The organism is Deinococcus misasensis DSM 22328, from assembly GCF_000745915.1.
GTDB classification, from domain to species: Bacteria; Deinococcota; Deinococci; order Deinococcales; family Deinococcaceae; genus Deinococcus_C; species Deinococcus_C misasensis.
Genome location: NZ_JQKG01000022.1, coordinates 1 through 21,237, shown reverse-complemented (window position 1 = coordinate 21,237; position 21,237 = coordinate 1). Strand labels below are relative to the sequence as shown.

General features: G+C 55.6%; 25 protein-coding genes. 5 read left to right on the top strand and 20 right to left on the bottom strand.

Translation table 11 applies throughout. The features are described 5' to 3' along the window. Positions 1 to 36: 36 nt before the first annotated feature. A complete protein-coding gene (gene yedA / locus Q371_RS14755) occupies positions 37 to 930 on the top strand; it encodes a drug/metabolite exporter YedA (protein ID WP_051964486.1) in 894 nt (297 codons plus the stop codon). On the opposite strand, the gene Q371_RS14750 is transcribed toward yedA, so the two are convergent. The 14 genes from Q371_RS14750 to Q371_RS14685 all read right to left on the bottom strand — a co-directional run bounded on the left by Q371_RS14750 (position 866) and on the right by Q371_RS14685 (position 13,813). Next, positions 866 to 1,423, bottom strand: a complete 558-nt coding sequence (locus tag Q371_RS14750) for a Rieske 2Fe-2S domain-containing protein (protein ID WP_034341801.1) — start codon at positions 1,421 to 1,423, stop codon at positions 866 to 868. The two genes, yedA and Q371_RS14750, sit on opposite strands and share 65 nt — an antisense overlap. Continuing rightward, positions 1,420 to 2,460, bottom strand: a complete 1,041-nt coding sequence (locus Q371_RS14745; RefSeq protein ID WP_034341800.1) for a c-type cytochrome — start codon at positions 2,458 to 2,460, stop codon at positions 1,420 to 1,422. Before Q371_RS14745 ends, Q371_RS14750 begins: the two co-directional genes overlap by 4 nt. Beyond that, positions 2,457 to 2,930, bottom strand: a complete 474-nt coding sequence (locus tag Q371_RS14740; protein ID WP_051964484.1) for a cytochrome c-type biogenesis protein — start codon at positions 2,928 to 2,930, stop codon at positions 2,457 to 2,459. The genes Q371_RS14745 and Q371_RS14740 overlap by 4 nt, the downstream gene beginning before the upstream one ends. Then, complete coding sequence (locus Q371_RS14735) at positions 2,927 to 3,439, bottom strand: TlpA family protein disulfide reductase (RefSeq protein WP_034341799.1); 513 nt, start codon at positions 3,437 to 3,439, stop codon at positions 2,927 to 2,929. The genes Q371_RS14740 and Q371_RS14735 overlap by 4 nt, the downstream gene beginning before the upstream one ends. Continuing rightward, the gene (locus Q371_RS14730) at positions 3,436 to 5,412 is read right to left on the bottom strand and encodes a heme lyase CcmF/NrfE family subunit (protein WP_034341798.1); all 1,977 of its coding nucleotides are present in this window, start codon (positions 5,410 to 5,412) and stop codon (positions 3,436 to 3,438) included. Before Q371_RS14730 ends, Q371_RS14735 begins: the two co-directional genes overlap by 4 nt. Further along, positions 5,409 to 5,870, bottom strand: a complete 462-nt coding sequence (gene ccmE, locus Q371_RS14725) for a cytochrome c maturation protein CcmE (protein WP_034341797.1) — start codon at positions 5,868 to 5,870, stop codon at positions 5,409 to 5,411. The genes Q371_RS14730 and ccmE overlap by 4 nt, the downstream gene beginning before the upstream one ends. Positions 5,871 to 5,973: 103 nt before the next feature. After that, positions 5,974 to 6,672: a cytochrome c biogenesis protein CcsA gene (ccsA, locus tag Q371_RS14720; RefSeq protein WP_034341796.1), complete on the bottom strand. Its 699-nt coding sequence runs from the start codon at positions 6,670 to 6,672 to the stop codon at positions 5,974 to 5,976. A gap of 143 nt (positions 6,673 to 6,815) precedes the next feature. Next, the gene (locus Q371_RS14715; RefSeq protein ID WP_034341795.1) at positions 6,816 to 7,481 is read right to left on the bottom strand and encodes a heme exporter protein CcmB; all 666 of its coding nucleotides are present in this window, start codon (positions 7,479 to 7,481) and stop codon (positions 6,816 to 6,818) included. After that, a complete protein-coding gene (gene ccmA / locus Q371_RS14710) occupies positions 7,478 to 8,116 on the bottom strand; it encodes a heme ABC exporter ATP-binding protein CcmA (RefSeq protein ID WP_034341794.1) in 639 nt (212 codons plus the stop codon). Before ccmA ends, Q371_RS14715 begins: the two co-directional genes overlap by 4 nt. Further along, positions 8,095 to 8,781: a cytochrome c biogenesis CcdA family protein gene (locus Q371_RS14705; RefSeq protein WP_034341793.1), complete on the bottom strand. Its 687-nt coding sequence runs from the start codon at positions 8,779 to 8,781 to the stop codon at positions 8,095 to 8,097. Before Q371_RS14705 ends, ccmA begins: the two co-directional genes overlap by 22 nt. Before the next feature lie 7 nt (positions 8,782 to 8,788). Continuing rightward, a complete protein-coding gene (locus tag Q371_RS14700) occupies positions 8,789 to 9,193 on the bottom strand; it encodes a hypothetical protein (RefSeq protein WP_034341792.1) in 405 nt (134 codons plus the stop codon). Beyond that, on the bottom strand, positions 9,190 to 11,379 hold the full coding sequence (locus tag Q371_RS14695; RefSeq protein WP_051964481.1) for a transglycosylase domain-containing protein: 2,190 nt from the start codon (positions 11,377 to 11,379) through the stop codon (positions 9,190 to 9,192). The genes Q371_RS14700 and Q371_RS14695 overlap by 4 nt, the downstream gene beginning before the upstream one ends. A gap of 129 nt (positions 11,380 to 11,508) precedes the next feature. Beyond that, positions 11,509 to 11,907: a response regulator gene (locus tag Q371_RS14690; protein ID WP_034341791.1), complete on the bottom strand. Its 399-nt coding sequence runs from the start codon at positions 11,905 to 11,907 to the stop codon at positions 11,509 to 11,511. A gap of 217 nt (positions 11,908 to 12,124) precedes the next feature. After that, positions 12,125 to 13,813 carry a long-chain-fatty-acid--CoA ligase gene (locus tag Q371_RS14685; RefSeq protein ID WP_034341790.1) on the bottom strand — a complete coding sequence of 563 codons (1,689 nt, stop codon included), beginning with the start codon at positions 13,811 to 13,813 and terminating at the stop codon, positions 12,125 to 12,127. Between the two features lie 336 nt (positions 13,814 to 14,149). Between Q371_RS14685 and Q371_RS14680 the strand changes: the two genes are divergently transcribed. Continuing rightward, entirely contained in the window at positions 14,150 to 15,199 is a 1,050-nt protein-coding gene (locus Q371_RS14680) for a zinc-binding dehydrogenase (RefSeq protein WP_245618354.1), read from the top strand. Between the two features lie 3 nt (positions 15,200 to 15,202). Here the strand turns inward: Q371_RS14680 and Q371_RS14675 are convergent, their stop codons facing one another. From Q371_RS14675 to Q371_RS14655, 5 genes are all read right to left on the bottom strand, one after another. Next, positions 15,203 to 16,087: a substrate-binding domain-containing protein gene (locus Q371_RS14675; RefSeq protein ID WP_169743861.1), complete on the bottom strand. Its 885-nt coding sequence runs from the start codon at positions 16,085 to 16,087 to the stop codon at positions 15,203 to 15,205. 112 nt (positions 16,088 to 16,199) lie between these two features. Then, positions 16,200 to 16,859 (bottom strand): phosphate signaling complex protein PhoU, encoded by a 660-nt coding sequence (phoU, locus tag Q371_RS14670; RefSeq protein WP_034341788.1) that lies wholly within the window; start codon positions 16,857 to 16,859, stop codon positions 16,200 to 16,202. Between the two features lie 52 nt (positions 16,860 to 16,911). After that, a complete protein-coding gene (locus tag Q371_RS14665; protein ID WP_034341833.1) occupies positions 16,912 to 17,820 on the bottom strand; it encodes a sensor histidine kinase in 909 nt (302 codons plus the stop codon). 31 nt (positions 17,821 to 17,851) lie between these two features. Then, entirely contained in the window at positions 17,852 to 18,541 is a 690-nt protein-coding gene (locus Q371_RS14660; RefSeq protein WP_034341787.1) for a winged helix-turn-helix domain-containing protein, read from the bottom strand. 60 nt (positions 18,542 to 18,601) lie between these two features. Further along, on the bottom strand, positions 18,602 to 19,249 hold the full coding sequence (locus Q371_RS14655) for an MBL fold metallo-hydrolase (protein ID WP_034341786.1): 648 nt from the start codon (positions 19,247 to 19,249) through the stop codon (positions 18,602 to 18,604). Positions 19,250 to 19,339: 90 nt separating this feature from the next. Here Q371_RS14655 and Q371_RS14650 point away from each other — a divergent pair, with 90 nt between their 5' ends. The 3 genes from Q371_RS14650 (at position 19,340) to Q371_RS14640 (ending at position 21,019) form a co-directional block, all read left to right on the top strand. Continuing rightward, positions 19,340 to 20,092 carry a metallophosphoesterase family protein gene (locus Q371_RS14650; RefSeq protein WP_034341785.1) on the top strand — a complete coding sequence of 251 codons (753 nt, stop codon included), beginning with the start codon at positions 19,340 to 19,342 and terminating at the stop codon, positions 20,090 to 20,092. A gap of 51 nt (positions 20,093 to 20,143) precedes the next feature. Then, entirely contained in the window at positions 20,144 to 20,326 is a 183-nt protein-coding gene (locus Q371_RS14645) for a hypothetical protein (RefSeq protein WP_034341784.1), read from the top strand. Positions 20,327 to 20,509: 183 nt separating this feature from the next. Beyond that, positions 20,510 to 21,019 (top strand): hypothetical protein, encoded by a 510-nt coding sequence (locus tag Q371_RS14640; protein WP_034341783.1) that lies wholly within the window; start codon positions 20,510 to 20,512, stop codon positions 21,017 to 21,019. On the opposite strand, the gene Q371_RS27765 is transcribed toward Q371_RS14640, so the two are convergent. Then, the coding region (locus Q371_RS27765; RefSeq protein WP_034341782.1) for a hypothetical protein at positions 21,012 to 21,237 on the bottom strand (226 nt) is incomplete at its 5' end. The two genes, Q371_RS14640 and Q371_RS27765, sit on opposite strands and share 8 nt — an antisense overlap.

The window sequence follows — 21,237 nt, the reverse complement described above, 5'->3', positions numbered from 1 at the left end:
CTTTGTGCACAATCAAAGGTTTAGGCTGGTCAGAACATGTCCCCGAGTGTGCTCTGGTCACTGATTGCCGTTTACCTGATCTGGGGGTCCACCTATTTTGGAATGCGGGTGGCGCTCACTGGATTTCCCCCTTTCTTGCAGGGAGGCTTGCGCTACATGGCTGCAGGCCTGATCTTGCTCCTGTTTCTGAAGCTTCGCAAGGTGGCATGGCCAGACCGCCAGCAAACCCTCAATGCTGCCATGGTGGGCATTTTGCTGACTGTGGTGGGGCACGGCATGGTGCTCTATGCCGAACAGGATGTGTCCAGTGCAGTGGCAGCCATTGCTGTGGGTGTTTCTCCAGTTTGGGCTGCCGTCTGGAGTGCCCTGTGGGGACGCGCACCCAGAGGCACCGAATGGGTGGGATTGTTGCTGGGGGTGGTGGGCATTGTGGTGCTCAATTCAGGCAAAGACCTTTCTGCCGCCCCTCTGGCGATGCTGGCCCTGATCATCGCGCCCATGAGCTGGTCTTTCGGGACGGTCTGGAGCAAGCAAATCCGCATGCCTGAGGGCATCATGAACACCGCACTGCAAATCTTTTTTGGCGGAATGGCCAGTGCTCTGGTGGGTCTGTTGCTCGGTGAAAAAATCACCCATGTCCCTTCACAGGCATGGGTGGCGTTCTGGTATCTGGTGGTGTTTGGCTCGATCATCGCCTACAACGCATTCATGTATCTGGTGCGAACCGTGAGCACCCCTCTGGCCATGAGTTACGCCTACGTGAACCCGATTGTGGCCCTGATGGTAGGGCACTTTCTGGGAGGGGAGACCATCACCCTCCAGAGCATTCTGGCCTGTTTGCTGATTCTGGTGGCGGTGGTGCTCCTCACCCGCCCACAGGGGGGGCCGGCTCAAGACCAGAGGCAAAAATCCGATTCCCCTTCAGACTGAGTTGCACCCTTGGCAAAGGATGCAGGGCTTTTCCGAACACACTCTGGCCGTCTTTGAGGGGATCGAAGATGCTGTAATGGCAGTGACACCCGAGCATCGGATGGTCCATGCGGTAATTGAAAGTCAGGGCAGTGGCTTCTTTGTCCCTCAGGGGCTGTACAGGACAGCCCAGATGGGTGCAAATCCGTGAGAAGGCGGCATAATGCACTCCACCTGCTTCAATGCTGCCAAGGGTGCTCTGGGGAATCCGCATCAGAAGACAGGGAACCCCCGAGTAGGTGAATTCTGCTGTGGCAAAATCCTCTTTCAGGCTGGCGGTTTCTGCAATGAATTTGACTTCGCCCGCTTTGAACGCCGGAGGACCCGGATGTTTCTTGCCAAAGGTGACCCGAGAGGCATACCAGAACATGCCCCCAAAGGCCCCGAAGGTGCCAGCCACAGGGAGGACCCACCAGTATTCCAGCAATTTTCGACGGTTGACTTTTTCGGTCATGGTTTCAGGCTTTGCACGTGCTTGACCAGAGCCTCAAGCGCCTCTCCTTTGATGCTCGGGAAAGCAGGCATGGCTCCAGCCCCTTTTTGGATGAGGGTCTTGAGGGTCTCTGTGTCGTTCATGGCTGCACTGCTCAGGATGCTCGGGGCGGTTTTGCCCTTGCCTTCTGGGCCGTGGCAGGCTGCACAGTTCTGGGCGAACAGTTCTGCACCCGTGGCATTGTTGCCCAGAGCTGCACGCAATTCTGCAATTTGCTCGTCTGCCTCCAGACTCATGGGTTTCAGGTCACGGAACTTCAAGAAAGCATCGAGGGCTTCCTGACCATTGCCGTTGTTCATGTGGGTGTACCCCAGCAGCAGGTAACCTTCTGCTTCTTTGGGGTCCTGTTCTACAGCACTCTGCACCAACCCGAGTGCTTGTTGTTTGTACTGCTCGGTGGTGGACAGGTAAACCCCCATCCGCCGGAGGGCTTCAGGGTCTCTGGTGTTCTTGGTCTGGTTCAAAAGGTCTGCGTACGCCTGTGCAGATTGCTGGAATTTTCCAGCGTCAAAAGCTGCACGGGCATAGGCACGGATGTCCTCGGGGTTCTTGGTGGTGCTGGCACGGGTTTGCAGGGCAGGCAGTTTCAGAACGTTTTGAAGTTGTTTGGCTTCCCCCTCATTGATGCCTTTGTAACGCCAACTCTGAAAAAAGGTGAACCCACCCACGATCATCAAAGAAGCGCATCCCAGAGTGAGCAACAAGGCAGGCAAATGTGCTGGACGGCTCAGTGCAGTGCCAGAGGGTGCAGGAGGCAATTCATCCAGCGCTTTGAGCACCCGGGCCAACCGGGCTTTGAACACCAGTTCAGTCCGTTCCCGTTCGGTGTCAGGGAGGCTCTGGACGCTCAGGTCACGCAGTTCGGAAACCAGCAAATCACGCTCTTCTTGCAGGTCTGAACGCTGGGTGTCTTCGACGGTGGCCACGGCTTTTCGACTGGTGGGCAGCAGAACCGCAACCAGCATCACCACCGCCAGAGCGAGAATCAGGTACATCATGATTTTTTCTCTTTCAGGTAACGGTTGACCCGTTCCAGATCTTCTTGAGAGACTTCAGGGGTGCGGGAGGCGTTTTTGAGGTACTCCGAAAGCCCCCATCCTGCACCCAGCAACACCAGAACCGGAGTGATCCAGAGCAACCAGTTGATGCCCTTGCGTGGCGGATTCAACAAAATGGTCTCGCCATAACGGGCCACCATGTAACCGGTGACTTGATCTGCGGTGCTGCCGTTTTTGACCTGATTTTTGATGTCCAGGTAAATCTGACGGGACAGGTCATTCGAACTGGTCAGCACCGATTCCCCTTTGCACACCGGGCATTTGATTTCGCCAGCGATTTCACGGGCCAGTTTTTCTTGCTCTGGATTCAGCTGCACGTTGTCCGTGACGTTCACCACGTTCTGGGAAGGGGCTTCTGCAAGGGCCAGAGGTGCCACCCAGAACAGCAAGCACACCAGCACCTTCTTCACAGTTTCACACCCAGTTTGTTCAGCACCCCTTGCATGGTGGGCTGGTCCACTTCTCCGAGGTGGCGGTACACAATCTTGCCGTCCTGATCCAGCACCAGTGTCACCGGAATCTGTCCGATGCCATAATCAATGGCCACTTTGGACTGGGGATCCAGCAGGGTTGGGATGTTCAGGTCAAACTCTTTCAGGAATTCCCTTGCGTTCTTTTCGTTGTCGTTGAAAGAAATCCCGAGGTAATGCACCTGATCTCCGCTCTTGTCAATCAAGTTGCGGAACACTGGGGCTTCCACACGGCAGGGCAAACACCACGAAGCCCAGAAGTTGATGACCACCGGTTTGCCTTTCAGGCTGGCCAGTTGGTAGGTTTCCCCATCCATGCTTTTCAGGTTGAATTCTGGGGCAGCTTTGCCTTCCAGAGGGCTTTTGGGGGTGCTGTCTTCATTGAGGAGGCCATAACCCAGCAAGGCCACCACCAGCACCACGATCAGAGGTCCGATCCAGCGTTTCATGCGGTCACCTCTTTGCGGGCCACTCTGGGCTGTACGCTGCCCACTGGGGCTTGCAGGCTCACAAAGCTGCCCAGCACGATGATCAGGGTGCCAATCCAGATCCATGAAACCAGAGGGGTCTCAATGACCCGCACGGTGGCCCAGTTTTCATCCTGCTTGTAGGCCAGCAGGGTCACGTAAGTGTCTGCAGTGGGATGGTACTTCACAAAGGGCATCGCCACGGGCTGTTGAGGCTGGTTCACATAAGTGTTCAGCTTGGCGTAGGTGTCTTCTTTGCCCAGCACCACGTGGGCCTCAACGGAACGTTTGAAGGGAAACTCCCGGATGGTGATGTCTTTCAGCACAGCGGTTTTGCCCATCACCTGTTGAGGCTGATTCACTTGCAAGGTGAGTTCCAGTTCGCGTTTGTAGGCCCCAGAGAAGGCGATGCCAAGGGCCATCACCACCATGCCAACGTGGGCCACGTAAGCCCCATAACGCCTCGGGTGGACCTTGAAGAGTTCAAAGGTTTTGTGGAGGCCACCGCGGTCCTGCGCTGCCCGGTAAGTCAGTTTCCAGAGTCCGGCCAGATTGTAAGCGCCCAGGGCGACGGTCAGGATCACGTTGATGTCCCGAATACCGAACACGAAAGCCAGAACGCCTGCCCCAATTCCTGCCCCAAAAGGCACCTGCATGGCTTTCCAGAGGTTCTCGTTTTTCTGGCGCTGCCATGGCAACATGGGGCCAATGCCCATCAGGAACAGCAAGAGCAGTCCCATTGGAATGGCAAATTGGTTGAAAAAAGGTGGTCCTACGCTGGTGCGAACATTGCGCAAGGCTTCCACAAGCACCGGAAACAGGGTGCCCAGCAACACCATCACGGCGAAAGCCAGAAACACGATGTTGCCTGCCAGAAAGGAACCTTCTCTGGAAATGGGCCGTTCGATGGTGTGGTCATCCCGGATCAGGGGTGCTCGCACGGTGGCCAGCACAATGCCCATCAGCATCAGGGCAGCAAAGAAGCCAAAAAACACCGGTCCGACCGGTCCACTGCCGAAGGCGTGCACACTTTCCACCACCCCAGAGCGGGTCAGAAAGGTGCCCAGCACGGTGGTTGCATACGCTCCGATGATCAGGTACACGTTCCAGGTTTTCAGCATGCGGCGGCGTTCCTGAATCTGGATGCTGTGCAAGAAAGCCGTGGACAGCAACCACGGCACCAGAGAGGCGTTTTCCACAGCATCCCATGCCCAGTAACCGCCCCAGCCCAGAATTTCATAGGACCACCATCCGCCGGCCACGATGGCTGCGGTCAGGAACATCCATGCGCTGAGGAGCCAACTGCGGGTCTGGGTGATCCATGATTCACCCAGTTTGCGGGTGACCAGTGCAGCAATCGCATACGCGAAAGGCACACTCAGGCCCACAAACCCGAGGTACAACAGAACCGGGTGCACCGCCATCATCCAGTGGTTTTGCAGCAGAGGATTGGGTCCCAGACCTTCATTGGCTCCGTTCACGTTGGGGGTGAATGGGCTGGCCACTGTCAGGTTGATGCCCACAAAGAACAGCAAGGAAAAGAACATGGTGGCCATCACCCATGGACGCAAAGCATCGTTTCTGACACTTAAAGACACCAGAAAGGCATACAGGGCCAGCACCCATGCCCACAGCAAGACGCTGCCTTCCAGAGCGGCCCACAGGGTCACAAATTTCACCCAGGTGGGAGACACACTCATGGAGTGGCGGTACACATAACGCACTGTGAAGTCATCGATGAAAATGGCATACACCAGCACCCCAATGGCGATGGTCACGAACAGGAACACGGCCCACGCGCTGCGTCTGCCACTCTCGATGAACCTCGGGTCATGCCGGAGGCCACCCACAATGCTGGCGACCATCCCGAAGACCACAAAACCCAGAGCAAACAGCAACGCAAGGGTGCCGTAAGCGCCAAGGTTGGTGAAGCCCAGACCCAGAAATTCGGTCATTGGGTGCCCTCAATCAGCTTTTTGTAATCGGTGCCGTCCCCACTGTGGGGGGCACGGTACTCTTCGCTGTGTTTGACCAGCAAGGTGGTGCCATGAAAGGTGCCATCGTGCATCTGGCCTTCCACCACCACACCCTGATTGGCTTTGAACAGATCAGGCAGGGCACCTTTGTACTGCACTGGAATTTTGGTCACCCCATCGGAGTCGAGCATGGTGAATTTCAACTCAAGGGTCTGGGGATTGTAGTCAGGCTCGACCACCAGACCCCCCATGCGTAGGGTTTTGCCCGTGTATTCACTGGCTTTCATGGTGTATTCGGCTGGCGTCACAAAATAAACCAGACTGTTCCCCGCATTGCCAAACACCACATAAGCCACCACCCCGAGCAGCACCACCAGAGCGACGATGTAACCTGCAGGGTTCTTTTTGCGCTTTCTGGCCTGGGGAAGGGTGGTCATTGGTCACGCTCCGTTTGTTTCAGGCGCAGGTACCAGTACACCACATACCCGATCAGGGAAAGAAACGTGGAGAGGTAAACGATGGTCACAAAAGTCTGGTACATCAGATCCGTCCTTCCTGGAAGCTCTGTTCCATCAGGCGATCTTCTTTCGCTTCGATGCGGTCTGCCACCACAGCCCGGAAGCGCACAAAGTACACGAAGCCAATCACAAAGGCCACGAACATGCACATCAGGGCCACCCCCATGCGGGGGTCGGCGGAGAATTCAAGATCGCCCAGCAGCTTTAAGGTGGGGGTCTGGTGGATGCTGCGCCACCAGTACACGCTCATGTAGTTGATGGGAACGTACAGGGTGCCCACAATGCCAATCACCGCGCCCACTCTGGCCCGGCGGTCCGGGTCTTCGATCAGGCCCCGGATGATGAAGTAGCCCACGTAGATCAGGAAACCAATGGCAGTGGTGGTGAGCCTCGGGTCCCAGGTCCAGTAGGTGCCCCAGGTGGGTTTGGCCCAGAGGCTTCCTCCAATCAGGGTCAGGGCGGTGAACAACACACCCACTTCTGCACTGGAATAGGCAAGGCGGTCAAACTTGCGGTTCTTGGTGATCAGGTAAGCAAGGCTGTACCCCATGGCCACAAAATAGGCCACATAAGACATCAGGGCCACCGGCATGTGGAGGTAGAAGATGCGCACCAGTTCTTTTTGATGGATGTCTGGCGGCGCAGTAAAGGCATAGAACAGCCCGGCAGCGAAGCTGAGCAGGGTTAAAATTCCGAGGATGGGGGTCACTTTGTCCTTCATGGCTCTATCTCCAAGGGTAGTGGATTGCTGGCGTCATTTGTCCCGGCCTTTTCCGGAATGTCCCGTGGGCCGTGTGGCGTCTTACAGTCTGCTTCTATGCTACCTGCTCAGCATGAAAAAACTCAGGTTTTTGTAACAAATGGTCAGTTTTCCAGAGCATGCGGGAAAGCCACCGCAGCCACAATCAGCGAGACCACATCGAAAGCAGCAAGCAACTGCAGCCAACTGGAGAGGTCTTCCAGATTGCCGTTCTGGGTGAGGATCTTGGTGGCAGCCACCGCGCCGATCACCACAGGGATGGTGATGGGAAACATCAGAACTGGCAACAGGGCTTCTTTGGCCCGCAAATTGACGGTGATGGCCGCATAAAACACACTGATGATCGAAAACCCGAGCACCCCGAGTATCAAGGTGAGGACCAGCAAACCGATGCTGGTGTAGCTCAGGTTGTAGATGATGCTGGTGGTCAGCACGGTGATGCCTGCCAGCAACAGCATCAAAACGTAATTGGCCAGCAGTTTCCCCACAAACACCCATTCGTGGGTGGTGGGGTACATCAGCAGGCTTTCCAGTGCTCCAGATTCTTGCTCACTTCCGAAAGCCCGTTGTGCAGCCAGCACACTGGCAAAAGCGATGGCTGCCCACAGCACGCCTGGCGCAGACTCTTTGAGCTTGCCGGTGTCAGGACCCAGAGCAAAGCCCATGATCAGCACCACCAGAGCCGAGAAAAAAGCGGTGGTGGTCAGGATGTCTTTGCTGCGGCCTTCCAGACGCAAGTCTTTCAGGGCAATCAACAGGGCTTCTCTCATTGAAAAACCCCTCCTTGCAGGGTGTGTTGTACATCGGTGAGTTGCAAAGCCAGTGCAGGTTCATGGCTGGTGAAAATCAGGGTTTTGCCTTGTTGCTGGGCTTCTTTGAGGATGTCCAGCACAAATTGTTTTCCGGCCTCATCCAGATTGGCAAAGGGTTCATCGATCAACAGGAGGGGACTGGGGGCAATCAACATGCGGGCCAGCAAAGCCCTTTTTCGCATTCCAGAGCTGAGTTCTCTGGCCCTTTTTTGGCCTGCCTTTTCCAAGCCCACCCGTTCCAACAAGGCCGGAAGGTTGGCCTGAACTTTGTACATTTGACGGGTGAAATCGAGGTTCTCCAGCACCGACAGGTCCATGTACAGGCCCTGATCGTTGCTCAGAAAAAAAGCATGTTCACGCACGCTCTGGCGGTCTTTCAGGTCATAGCCAAAGATGCGCCCTTCTCCTTTGTGTGGGGTGAGGATGCCACAAAGGACCCGAAGCAGGGTGGTCTTTCCAGCACCGTTTTCTCCGAAGAGCACCACCGTCTGGCCTTCTTCAACGGTCAATGTGATGTCCCTGAGCACCCATGACCGGCCAAATCGGCGGGCCAGATTGAGGGTCTGCACCGCTACAATAACTTCACCATCCAATCGGGCATGATGTTCAGGAAAAAGCGACTCAGTTCGGTGAATTTTCCAGTCAGGATCAGGATTCCCAGCACCACGAGCACCCCTCCACCCACTTTTTCGATGATCGGGGTGTACTTGTTGAGGTGACGCAAATTCAGTTTTTGCCAGAACAAAGCTGCAATCAGGAAAGGAATGGCCAGTCCCAGAGCATAAACGCTGAGCAGCAGCACCCCGGTTTGCAGGCTTCCGCCCTGTGCAGCGAGGGTCAGGATGCCTCCCAGCACAGGACCGATGCAAGGGCTCCAACCCAGCGCAAAAGCCGCACCAAGCACCACAGGTCCGTATTCACTGGCCTGACCCATGCCCATGCGGTAGTCGCCCATCAGGGCTGGAATTTTGATGAGGCCCAGCATCACCAGACCAAAAAACAGGATCAGGGAACCGCTCAGGTAATTCAACCAGAGCTTGTTGGCAATCAAAAATTGCCCGATGAGGCTGGCTCCGGCCCCCAGCATGATGAACACCAGAGAGAAGCCCAGCACAAACCCGAGCGCACGTTTGAAAGGGGATTGTCCGCCTCCCAGAACCCCCAGATAAGAGGGGAGCAGGGGAAGCACACAGGGAGACAAAAAGGAAACCAGCCCTCCGAACAGGGCCACGCCAAGACTGGTGGTGGGTTCTGACATGCGTTCCCTATTCTACGGATTTCAAGCCGAGGGCTTCAGAGATGCCTGTCCCGTTGGGCTCCCAGAGGCCCACAATCTGACCCTCTTCAATGAGCAGCAAGGTGGGGTAAACCGTGACTTTCAGGGATCTGGACAGGTTTGTGGCGGTGTTCCCCTGCAAAAACAGGGTTTCTTTGGGGGCTGGCGTCAGAATGCCTTCTGCATTGACGGCCAGCACCGGCAGTTTGAAAGACAGCACCTCTTTCCAGAGGTCTGAGATGTCTCCGCAATCATGGCTGTACAGGGCCACCAGATAACGCTCTGGCAAAGGGCTGGGCAAAGAAAGCTCAGGCATGGGATTGCCCAGTTTGGGGCTTCCCAGAGCCATGCCCAGCATGCACACTCCCACCGCCAGAGCCTGTTTCCAGTTCATTGCAAGAACCCCGTCACATCCCCATACACCCGGCGCATTTTGACAGACTCGGGAGGGGTGAACTCATCGGCCAGTTTGCCGGTGCGCACATCAATGGCCACCATGCTGGTGCTGAAATCCTCGGGGAGGCTTTCCACGGCGGTGTAAACGGGAGCTTGGGGTTCGGTGTCCGGACGGACCGCACGGGTGGTCCTTTCGGTGACAAAAGCTGCTTTGAACCCGTTCACATTCTGGTAAGTGATGCCATCAGGGACTGCAAAGCTGGTGGGCGGTTTTCCGGCCAGATAACCAGCCATCATGCTCTGCCAGATGGGAGGATTGACGGTCCCAGAGTAGTAATTGGCGGGCATGCCCCCACCCTCTTGTCGGCCGACCCACACGGCGCCCACGGCTTCAGGGGTCACGCCCACAAACCACAGGTCTTTTTGCTCGTTGGTGGTTCCGGTTTTGCCACCCACCTGCCAGCCCGGAATTTTGGCTTTGAAAGCCAGATTGCCCTGCTCGGGTTTCAGGTCATTGACCACCCCGAGCAGCATGTCCAGACCCACATAAGCCACCTGTGGGCTGAACACCCGACGTTTTTCAGGACGGTCGCGCCAACTGTCAAACAGGGTCTGGCCGTTCTGGGCTTCCACCCGGCGGATGTAGCTCGGGCGGTACCAGGTGCCTCCGTTCACAAAGGGAGCGTATGCTGCCGCCATTTTCAGGGGGCTGGTCTCCAGTGTGCCGATGGCCAGACTGAGGCCCACATCGTCTGGGGCATTCAGGTCCATGGTGCGCAGTTTGCTCATGAAATTGTTGAGGCCCACTTTTTTGGCCAGTTTGAGGGTGGGAATGTTCAAACTGTTGTCCAGAGACCAGCGCAAGGTCAGGTCCCGGTAAGCGTATTTGGCCCCGAAGTTTTGTGGCTTGTAGTTGCCAAAGTCGGTGGGCTCGTCAAATTCGGTGTGGTCTTGGGCAAACCCTTGCTCCACTCCGGTGGTGTACAGCAGGGGTTTGATGCTGGAGCCCACCTGTCTGGCCCCTTGTGCAGCATTGTTCCATTCGGCTGGCACCTGACCGGGACGCAATTTCTGTCCCACCATGGCCAGCACTTCTCCGTTGTAGGGGTCCAGAATCACCATGCCCAGCGTGGCTCCCGGTGGCAATTGCGCATTCATGCTGGCTTTCTCTGCACTGTCCTGTGCTCGGGGGTCGAGGGTGGTGTAGACGTTCAGGCCACCCGAGCCATACACTTTTTCCCGTCCAAATTTGGCGATCAGTTCACGCTCCACTTGTTGCAAAAAGTGGGGGGCACGTTCGGTGACCACGGAAGGCAAGTGTTTGGCCTTTTCATTGACCAATCGGGCTTCCAGCACCTTGCCTTTGTCGTCGTATTTGACTTTCCAGCCGTTGGGTTGGAGTTTTTCTCTCCAAGCAGCATCGGCTTCCTGCGGGGTGATCCAGCCTTTTTCTGCCATGTCGGCGAGCAGGCTTTTCATGAGGCCTCGCATGCCTGCATAGTCGTTGTAACGGCCCGGCGAAGGAATCAAGCGGGCCAGATACACGCTTTCCGCCAGCGTGAGGTCTCTGGGCAGTTTCCCGAGGTAAGCTTTGGCAGCGGCATGCACACCCAGAATGTCCACAGGACCTCCGCGGCCCCAGTAGATCACGTTCAGGTAATGGTTCAGCACCTCTTCTTTGGTGAAAGAGCGTTCCACCTGAATGCTGAGGATCCATTCCTGAATCTTGCGCTGGATGCCTCCGGGTCCTGTGCGGATGTCTTTGAGGTCAGAAAGCAGGGTGTTTTTGACCACCTGGTTGGTCAGGGTGGATCCCCCCTCCACACGCTCTCCGCGAACGGTTTTGTAGATGCCACGCAGAATGCCCAGTGCATCCACCCCATAGTGCTCGAAAAAACGGATGTCTTCGGCGGTGATCACGGCAGCTTGCATGTATGGACTCACCTGATTGAGGTCCACAAGGGTGCGGTTGATGTGCCCCCCGTTGCTCATGGTCGGGCTCAGGATGCCCACCAGACTGCCATCTCGGGCATACACCTTGGTGGTGCTCCCGAGGGTCAGGGAATCCAGTTCACGGTAATCGGGGAGGGTGCGCAGCCAGTGCACCACGAAAGGGCTGGCCAGACCCGCACCGACCAGCACCAGACTGAACATCAATGTAAACAGGGCGCGGAAAAATTTCATTCCGGTCTCCTTGAGGGGTCAAAACTCACGACACCATTAAAGCATGTGCCGTGTGAAAGCATGTGAGGAGGAGGACCACACAAGAAAAAAGCCCCTTGCTGGGGGCTCTGGTGGTTCAAAAGACAGGTTTCAGGGTTCGGGATCAAAGCCCTGTCCGGTGCCTTCGATGATGCTGCGGACCCGGGTTCGCAGGTTTTTGCCACTGAGGGGTTTGTAGATGATGCCATCTGCTCGGGCCAATTTGGCTTCCCTCTGGGTTTGTTGATCGTCCATGGCGGTGAGGAGGATCACCGGAACCGTCTTGAGCCGCGCAACGCGCTTCACCCGGCTGCAAATTTCCAGACCACTGATGTCTGGCATGCGCACGTCGAGAAGAATGGCGTCGGGGGTGTTGTTCTTGAGATATTCCAGGGTCTCACGACCATCACTGACACTGACCACTTCGTGGCCGTCAGCGGACAAGATCATCTCAAGCATGGTGCGAATGCTGGTTTCGTCGTCTGCAACTAGGATCTTGTAGCTTTTCATGCGTCGCTGCCTCGAGATGGGAGTCTAACACCTACAGCCTAACACGCCTTGATCGGGTGGCGCCAACAGTTCTGATCAATTCCTGACTGCTATGCATCATGGTAGACCTTTCTTGTAAGGCATGCAAGTTGTGTTTCTGCCCACCAAAACAGGGTTTGCCCCATTGACTTTCCAGCACAGTCTTGAAGGGGCAAACCTGAAGTCTTGACTTGAATGTTTATGCGCCTTGTTTGGCTTCTTTGCTTTCCACCAGAGCCCTTCTGAGGATTTTCCCAACCGCTGTTTTGGGCAGTTCGGTTCGGAACTCAATCTCTCTGGGCACTTTGTAGGGGCTGAGGTCTTTGCGGCAGTATTGCTTGAGTTCTTCTGCACTGACGGTCTTGCCGGGTTTGAGCACCACAACGGCTTTGACGGCTTCTCCACGGTAAGCATCCGGGACACCGACCACTGCGGCTTCCTGAATGTCCGGGTGGCTGTAGAGCACCTCTTCCACTTCTCTGGGGTACACATTGAATCCGCCGGTGATGATCACGTCTTTTTTGCGGTCCACAATGCGGAAATAGCCGTCTGGATCCATGGTGGCCATGTCGCCGGTGAACAGCCAGGTTTTGCCGTCCACCTCTTTCAGTACGTGTTTGCTTTCGACAGGCCGTTCCCAGTACCCCAGCATGATGTTGGGACCCGAGACGATCAGTTCGCCAATCTCGCCTGGAGGCAATTCTTTGCCGTTTTCATCGGCCACACGGGCATCGATGCTCGGGAGGGGCACCCCGATGGAGCCTTCACGGTGTTCTCCATAAACCGGGTTCACGTGGGTGACCGGACTGGTTTCGGTCAGGCCGTACCCTTCCACCAGATTGGCCCCGTTGGTGATGCGCTGGAAGGTGCGTGCAGTTTCCACAGGCAGGGCTGCACTGCCCGAGATGCAGGCTTTGATGCTGGTCAGGTCGTGCTTGGGCGTGTCCGGGTGGTTGTTGATGGCGTTGTACAGGGTGGGCACACCGGGGAACAGGCTGGGCTTCATCTTGTCGATGGTCTTGAGGATCATCGGGATGTCTCTGGGGTTGGGGATCAGGGTGATGGTGGCCCCAATGGCAATCGAAAGGTTCATGCTGGCGGTCATTCCGTAAACATGGAAGTAAGGAATGGCCCCCAGAGACACTTCTTTGCCTTCTTGCAGGTCCGGCAGCCAGGCTTTGGCCTGCATGCAGTTGGCCACCAGATTGCGGTGGGTCAGCATGGCCCCTTTGGGGGTTCCGGTGGTGCCTCCGGTGTATTGCAGAAGGGCAATGTCCTCGGATTTGACATCGGTGGTCTGCAAGCCCTGGGCGTGGTGTTTGACCACATCAGGGTACTTGCGGACTTTCTCTGTGGGTTTGACCTCCACCCAGGCTTTCTTTTTCTTTTCCAGCATCGGGTAGATCATGTTTTTCGGGAAGGGGAGGGCATCGGCAATGCTGGTCACGATGACCCGTTTGACCTTCACGTGGTTTTCAATTTCCTGATACCTCGGGAAGAAGGTGTTCAGGATCACCAAGGTTTCTGCGCCACTGTCTTCCAGTTGGTGCTGCAACTCCCGGGCCACATACAGGGGACTGGTGTTGACCACAATGGCCCCGGCCAGACTGGCCCCGAAGAAAGCCACGATTTGCTGTGGGCTGTTGGGCAGCATGATGGCCACCCGATCGCCTTTTTTCACCCCCCATTGTTGCAGGGTGTGGGCAAAGCGTTTGGCCTGATCGAGCAGTTGCTCGTAGGTGAGGGTGAAGCCAATGAAGTGAACGGCCACCCGTTTGGGGTATTTCTGGGCAGACTGGATGAGGAGGTCGTGCAACAGGATGGGCGGAATGTCCACCTCTGGTGGCACGCCCTTTTCGTAGTGGGCAAACCAGGGTTTTTGGGTCATGAGAAACCTCGCGCTGAACTTTTTGTACCAAGTATACGATTGAACCAAGTATAGCGACTTTGGTGTGGACTGTACAGTTCTCCCCAGCATCAGACCACCACAGGTGCTCTGGAACGGAAAACTTTGAACGTCTCAGGAGAAGACGGGAGTGAATTGAAGGAAACCTGTATCCAGATTATGACAGAATTGAGACACACTGAACCTCAAAAACACCAGAGAAACCGGGTTTTTCGAATGCTTTAAACCTGAATTCAGGTGTGCTGGATTACAAAAACAAATCCATGCCCTGAGAAACCCTCTGGTGTCAGAAGCACACCACCCAAGGAGAACTTTTGCATGCCTCAAATGCCCACCTCAATGCAAGCCGTGGCCCTGACCGCCAGAGGAGGACCAGAAGCCCTGCAACCCCTTTGGTTGCCTGTTCCCAAACCCGCGTCCCATGAAGTGCTGGTGCGGATTCAGGCGGTGGCCCTCAACCATCTGGATGTGTGGGTGCGCAAAGGGGTGGCCAGTCCCAAACTGCCCCTCCCACACCTGCTGGGCTCTGACATTGCCGGAGAAATTGCTGCTCTGGGAGAAGGGGTTTCAGACCTGCAGGAGGGTCAACCGGTGCTGCTCAATCCGGGGGTGTCCTGTGGGCACTGCGAGCGGTGTCTGTCCGGTCACGACAACCTCTGCCGCAAATACCAGATCCTTGGAGAGCACCGCACCGGAGGATATGCCCAGTACATCGCGGTCCCCAGAGCCAACATCCTGCCCATGCCAGAGGGCCTGAATCCCATTGAAGCTGCTGCACTGCCCCTGTCTGCTTTGACTGCGTACCAGATGGTGTTTGACCGGGCTCAACTCAAACCGTTTGAAACCGCTCTGGTGCTGGCAGCCACCAGTGGAGTCAGCGTCAATTTGATCCAAATGTGCAAAATTGTGGGTGCCAGAGTGATTGCCGTGGCGAGCACACCTGAAAAAAAAGTGCTGGCGCTGCAACTCGGGGCAGATGAGGTGATCGACTCCAGCACCGATCAGGTGCAGGCGGTCAAAACCCTCACAGGGGGCGAGATGGCCGATGTGGTCTTCGATCACACTGGAGCAGACAACTGGCAACAGAGCCTGAGAAGCCTCAAATGGGGTGGTCGGTTGGTCACCTGTGGGGCCACCAGTGGGCATGAAGCCATCACCCCCCTCAACTGGGTTTTCTTCAAGCAACTCAGCATTCTGGGGTCCACCATGGGCTCCAAAGCAGACCTCTTTCAGGTTTTGCAATTTGTGAAACAGGGCAGGCTCAAACCTGTGGTGGGTCATGTGGTGGGGCTTTTACAGGCCAGAGAAGCCCACCTGCTGCTGGAAAACCGGCAAGCCATGGGAAAAGTGGTCTTGCAGGTGCCCTGACTTTCACCAAAATGGGGTTCCACGGTAATACAGACGCGGAAAAGACACCCACCCCTGGGGCAAAGGGGCCTGATTGGGTGCTGGGGTGGTGCTCAGGGCTTGCAACAGGCCCTTGACCTCGCGGGCCTGTTCTTTGCTGCGCCCACGGTACGCCTGATCCTGCATCACCACTGCCCAGACGACGCCTCTCAGAGGGTAACTCTGGATGTCATTGACCGGAGGGAGGGAAACAAAAGGACCTGGAAAAGGCTCCTCATCTGGGTTGGCCTGATACCCATAAGCCAGAGCCTGTGGGGTCAGGTCCAGATCCCAGTTTTTCAGGCGGGCCACACGCATCCCCTCTGGGACATTTTCAGGCACAAAAACGCTGAAGGTGCCGGTTTGCAGCATGGCTTTTTGCTGCTCAAGCACGGTCTTGACCCTCAGGGTGCTTTCGGCTTGCCAGTTGGCCTTTAAACCGATTTTCTGAAAACGGGGATGGATGTGCATGCAACTCTGGGCCAGCACCCAACTGGCTGAATTGGGTTCAAGGCGCACGATGCTCAGGATGGGGATTTTGGGGAAATCCCTGTTCAATTCGGACCACAACAGGATGCGCCCTGCATAAATGTCACACACCTGCTGCAAAGAAAGACTCAGGTCCACGGGCAGGTTGTACGCCACCACCACAGGAAAAACACCCACAGGGAAATACAACACCTTGCCCACCCCTCTGGGAGGCCGGATTGGGGTGCGCACCAGAGCCACATCTGCCCGTCCAGCGAAAACCTCCTGTTGTGCTTGGATGGGATCCAGCGAGACATGCTGGGCATCACCGGCCCAAGGTTGCAAACCGGTCACCTGCAAAGCAAATGCGCTGGTGGACAGCCCACACACCAGCGCAAACACTTGAAAGCATTTGACAGAAGCAGCAGAAGTGGTCTCTCTGGAACTGCTTTTGTGAAATGAGAGGATTCGTCTGAATCCTCTCATTTTATGGATCAACCCAGTGAATGCCCGATCAGGCATGGTTGGAAGATTCGTGCCTCTGACCGGTCACCCAGAACTCCAGGCGTTCGGCAATGTTTTCGATGTGGTCGCCGAAACGCTCCAGAGAACGCCCCACCCGCATCAGGGTCATGGCTTTGGTGATGGTTCTGGGGTCCTCGATCATGTAGGTGACCAGTTCCCTCTGGGTTTGCTCGTACAGTTCATCGACTTCGTTGTCCATTTCCAGCACCTGCTGGGAAATGCTGATGTCGCGGTTCTGGATGGCTTTCTGGATGAGTTCCAGCATCTGGTCCAGTCGGGAAATCATCTGGGCAAGGTTCACGTACTTTTTCAGGGGCGGTTCTTGCGCCAGCAAAGCACCATCTTCTGCAACGTGCACGGCATAATCCCCCATGCGCTCGATGTCCGAAAGGTTTTTCATGAACGTGCCTACCAGACGCAAATCGCGGGCCACAGGCGATTGCAGGGCAATCAGCTTCAGGCACTGCTCCTCAATCTGGGTTTCCAACTGGTCGATTTCACGGTCGGCGGCGGTGACCACACTGAGAAGGTCGGTCTGGCGGTCCACCAGCACATCCTGGGCCTGTGTGAGCATCACCCTCACTTTGGCCAGCATGGTTAAGGTTCCGGTGACCACCTGCTGCAATTGGGCTTCAAACGAATCGCGCATACACCCTCCACTGCCCCAATTATACGGGGTTCAAAACACAGGTGCCGTTACCTCAAAGCGGTACAGACACCCTGAACTCATTGCCCTTTTGCGGCACATGCCGCCCTTCGGCCACCCCACCCCAAGATTCTGCAATCGAGCGGATGATGTAAAGCCCCATTCCACTGCCATACCCTTTGGCGCTCGGGCCTCGCTGGTGTGGCTTGAAAATCACTTCGTAGTCAGGCAGTTTCCGGCCTTCATCCAGCACCCCAATCCACACCTGACCGTGCTCCAGAGCGGCTTTGAGCACAATCACCCCTGGATTGGGACCGTAACGGATGGCATTCTCTGCAAGGTTCAGCACCACCTGCAGCAACTTGTCCGCATCGGCGTGCAGGTGCACGTCCTCGCCTTCCACCTTGAGGGTCACGCCGGTTTTTTCCAGCTCAGGTTGCAAAAGGCGCTCTGCTCTGGAGGTCACATCCCTGAACTGGATGTCCCTGAGCGTGCTCACCCGAAACCCCACGGTCATGTCTTCCACCAGACGGGCCAGACGCCGGACCTCCAAGAGGCCCTGAGAGACGAAATTCTCGCGCATCTCGGCAGGCAGGTCGTACTGCAAAGCTTCCAGCACACCCATGATCCCTGCCACCGGAGTGCGAAACTCGTGCGACAAAACGGCCATCACTTCCCGCAACTCTCTCTGGGACTGATTCTTTTCGGTGACGTCTTCACAGATCAGGGCCCCCGGAACGCTTTTACACAGCAATTCCCGACCGCCAATCATCAATTCAAGCTCGCCCCCTTTGCGCACCAGTTCATCCAGCGTGTGGCGGCGCAACACCTCAATGATGGGCCGGCCTCTGGCGGTGAAGTTTTCCACATGCCAGAGTTCACGGGCCATGCGGTTCAGAAAGCTGACCCGCCCGTGGTCATGCAGGATGATGGCCTGCGGAAGTTCATCCAGAACGCTGTGCATCACAACCATTTTGCATCACAACCGCCTGGCATCAATTGCCGTTGTGTTGACGCATGCGGTATCCCTTGCCACGCACCGTCTCAATGAACCTTGGCTCATGCAAATCTTCTTTCAGGTGTGACCGAAGCTGCGTGATGTGCTGGTCCACGGTGCGTTCACCACCCAGAAAGTCAGGACCCCACACCTTGTCCAGCAAATCGCTGCGGGAGTACACCCGACCCGGATTCTGGGCCAGAAACGCCAGCAAATCAAACTCCCGTCGGGTGAGTTCCAGACGTTGGCCTTCCAGAGTCACCTCTGCGGCATCCAGATCGATGGTCAGGCCTGCATTGAGCAGTTTTCCTCCGGTTTGTTGTGGGCTCAGTCGGCGCAGAATGGCCCGAACCCGTGCCACCAGTTCTGCTGCCGAGAAAGGTTTGGTCAGGTAATCGTCTGCTCCAGACTCCAGACCCTCCACGCGGTCCACTTCAGACGCGCGGGCAGTCAGCATCAGGACCGGGAGGTGCTTGAGTTCAGGGCTCTGGCGGATCCGGCGAAGCACACTGATCCCGGCCTCCTGAGGCAGCATCCAATCGAGAATCAAAAGGTCTGCTCTGGCAAGGGAATTCCAGGCAGGGTTGGGCTCACTGAAGCTGGTCACGCTGAGCCCTGCACGCTCCAGGTGGAATTGCACCACATCCCGCACGGTCCGTTCATCTTCAATCAGCACAATGTTTGTCATCTCTTTGTATTCTTCCTCTGAACGTCAAGGCTGTGTCAGCACCTGTACAGGAGGTGCAACTCAGGACAGAAAGGGATTCCTGAAGCGTTCCACGCCGATGGTGGTTTTGTCTCCGTGACCAGAGAGCACCACCGTTTCATCCGGCAAGGTCAGCAGTTCAGAACGGATTTTTTCCAGCAGCAAGAGGTGATTGCCACCCGGCAAGTCGGTCCGTCCAATGCTGCCCTTAAACAGGGTGTCTCCGGCCAGCACAAAACCATCTCCGACAAACACCACATGCCCCGGTGCATGGCCGGGCACAAAACGCACCTGCAGTTGAATGGCCCCTGCTTCAATGACATCGCCATGATTCAATCGGGCATCTGGAGGAGAAGGTTGCTCGATTTGCAGGTTCCAGCGGGCAGCAGACAGGGAAGCATTTTCATAAAGGGTCAGGTCTGCGTCATGGAGGTGCACTTTCACCTTCAAAGCTTCTCTGATGGGCTGCACTGCGCCAATGTGGTCAAAGTGGGCATGGGTGAGCAAAATCCCCTGCAGCTTCAAATTTCGGTCCTGAATGGCTTTCAAGATCTCGGGGGCATCTGCACCGGGATCAATCAGATAAGCGTTCTGGGATGCGTCGTGCAGCAGATAGGCATTTTCCTGCAAAGGTCCGGTCACGAACCACTCGATGGTCAGGTGCTGAAATTTCAAAGAGGTGATCCACATGAGCCTGTTATATCATCGGGTGACCCGGCCCACAGGAAGGCAGACGACGGTGCCACCACAAATGTTAAGCTGGGGAAGATCGGTCAACACATGAAACTTGCTTTCGTTACGGATGTTCACGCCAACCTTCCTGCACTGCAGGCGGTTTTTTCTGACATTCAAAAAGAGGGTTGCCAGCGCATTTACTGCCTTGGAGATGTGATCGGCATCGGACCTTACCCCAGAGAAACCGTGGAACTTCTCCTTTCTGTTCCTGATGTGCGTTTCATCATGGGCAACCACGACCAGTGGTATGCCCTCGGTCTGGAGAAACGCCCCATGTGGATGAGTGTGGGCGAATACCTGCACACCAGATGGGCCCACAAACAGCTCGGGTCTTCTTTCAAAGCCATCATGTCCCGATGGGAATACCAGAGGCATGAGGTGCAAGAAGGCATTCGAATCAGCCTGATTCACTATCCTTTGCGTCTTGAAAAAGACGGCTTGGGAAACCCCATGTTCAAAAAATTCATCAAAGATCCCACCCCAGAGGTGCTGGATGACCTCTTCAAAGAGGTCTTGGACCATCACCACCCCGACATCTTGCTGTATGGGCATCACCATCCTTTTTCAGACATGCAGGGCAAAGCCCGTTACCTCAATCCGGGATCTCTGGGCTGCCACACCGAACCTGTGGCCAATTACACCTTGCTGGACATCCAGAACGGTATATACCATGTGACCCACAAGCGGATTCCCTACGACCAGAGCGATTTGTTTGCAGCCTACGAACTCCGTCAAGTGCCTTCCAAAGAATTCATTTATCGGGCGTTTTTTCTCGGGCAATTTGACCGCAAAGACTGACTGCTCGCTTGTCCTCAGACAGCTTGATTGCGTTTGCCCTACACTGGAAGCATGAACAACAAAAACACCATGAAAACCATCCTGATTGGTGGCGCCGCCATCATCATGGTGATTGGGTTGCTGATCGTGCTCTCTGGCGATGTGGTTTTTGGCGGCTTTCTGATTCTGGCAGGCGTCTTTGAGATTGTGACCATTCCCTTGATCCTCAAAAAAATGGAAGACATGAACCGGTGAAGAGGTTCATCTGAAGCAGTGATGCCTCTTACAATGTTTGAAGGTGATGATTTGGTCTGAACTCAGCCTGAAGGATCATTCAAGAATGTCTTTTATTTTTCTCAGTTGACTGCAAACATCCATCAATTTGAAGGTCATGGCATTTTCACCCCCTATGACAACAAATCATGAAAAATAGACAACATGAAAAAGATCCTGATTGTGGTTTTACCCATGACATTGGCAGCATGTACCCTCTCCAGCGACTTGAATCTTGCACTGTCCAATCCCACCATTGCAACCGACACCTATTTCATGAATGGTGCCGTGAAGACCTATGTGGCATGTGACAATGATCCCAATGGAACCCAGGTTCTGCTTGGCGTCAATGCCACAGGTTCTTTGAAAGAAGCGGTTTTCTGGATCAGTGGATCTGAACGCTACAACACTTTCAGCAAATACACGGTCAGCAACGCAGATGAAAATGCCAAATTTGAAAACAACTGGTACCGGGCCCTGTTCACTGTCACCAAAGCGGGCATTGTCAGAACCCCATTTGCCAACCTCACGGAAAAGCAAGTCACCTTGCCTGATCCCAGCAAAGCTGTGGGCAACTTCGTGGGCATGATTGAAGGGGTGACCCCCAACGGTGCCCGCACAGGCCACGCCAAAACCAGTCAAATCAGTGTTTACGACAACTGCCAGTTCATGTGATTCTGGTGGTTTGAACGGCATCAATTTTCAAGAGGAGTCCTTTGATGGGGGCTCCTTTTTTGTTGAGCTCAAAGGCGAGAAAACAAATTGGCAGGCCCTGAAGGACTCGAACCTGCGACCCTGCCCGCGTTGTTGGGGTGGAGACGCATGCTTGGGGCATGATTTGCTCAGGGTGTGGGATTGCAAAGAAAAATCCCTCCTTGTGGGAGGGAGAATTT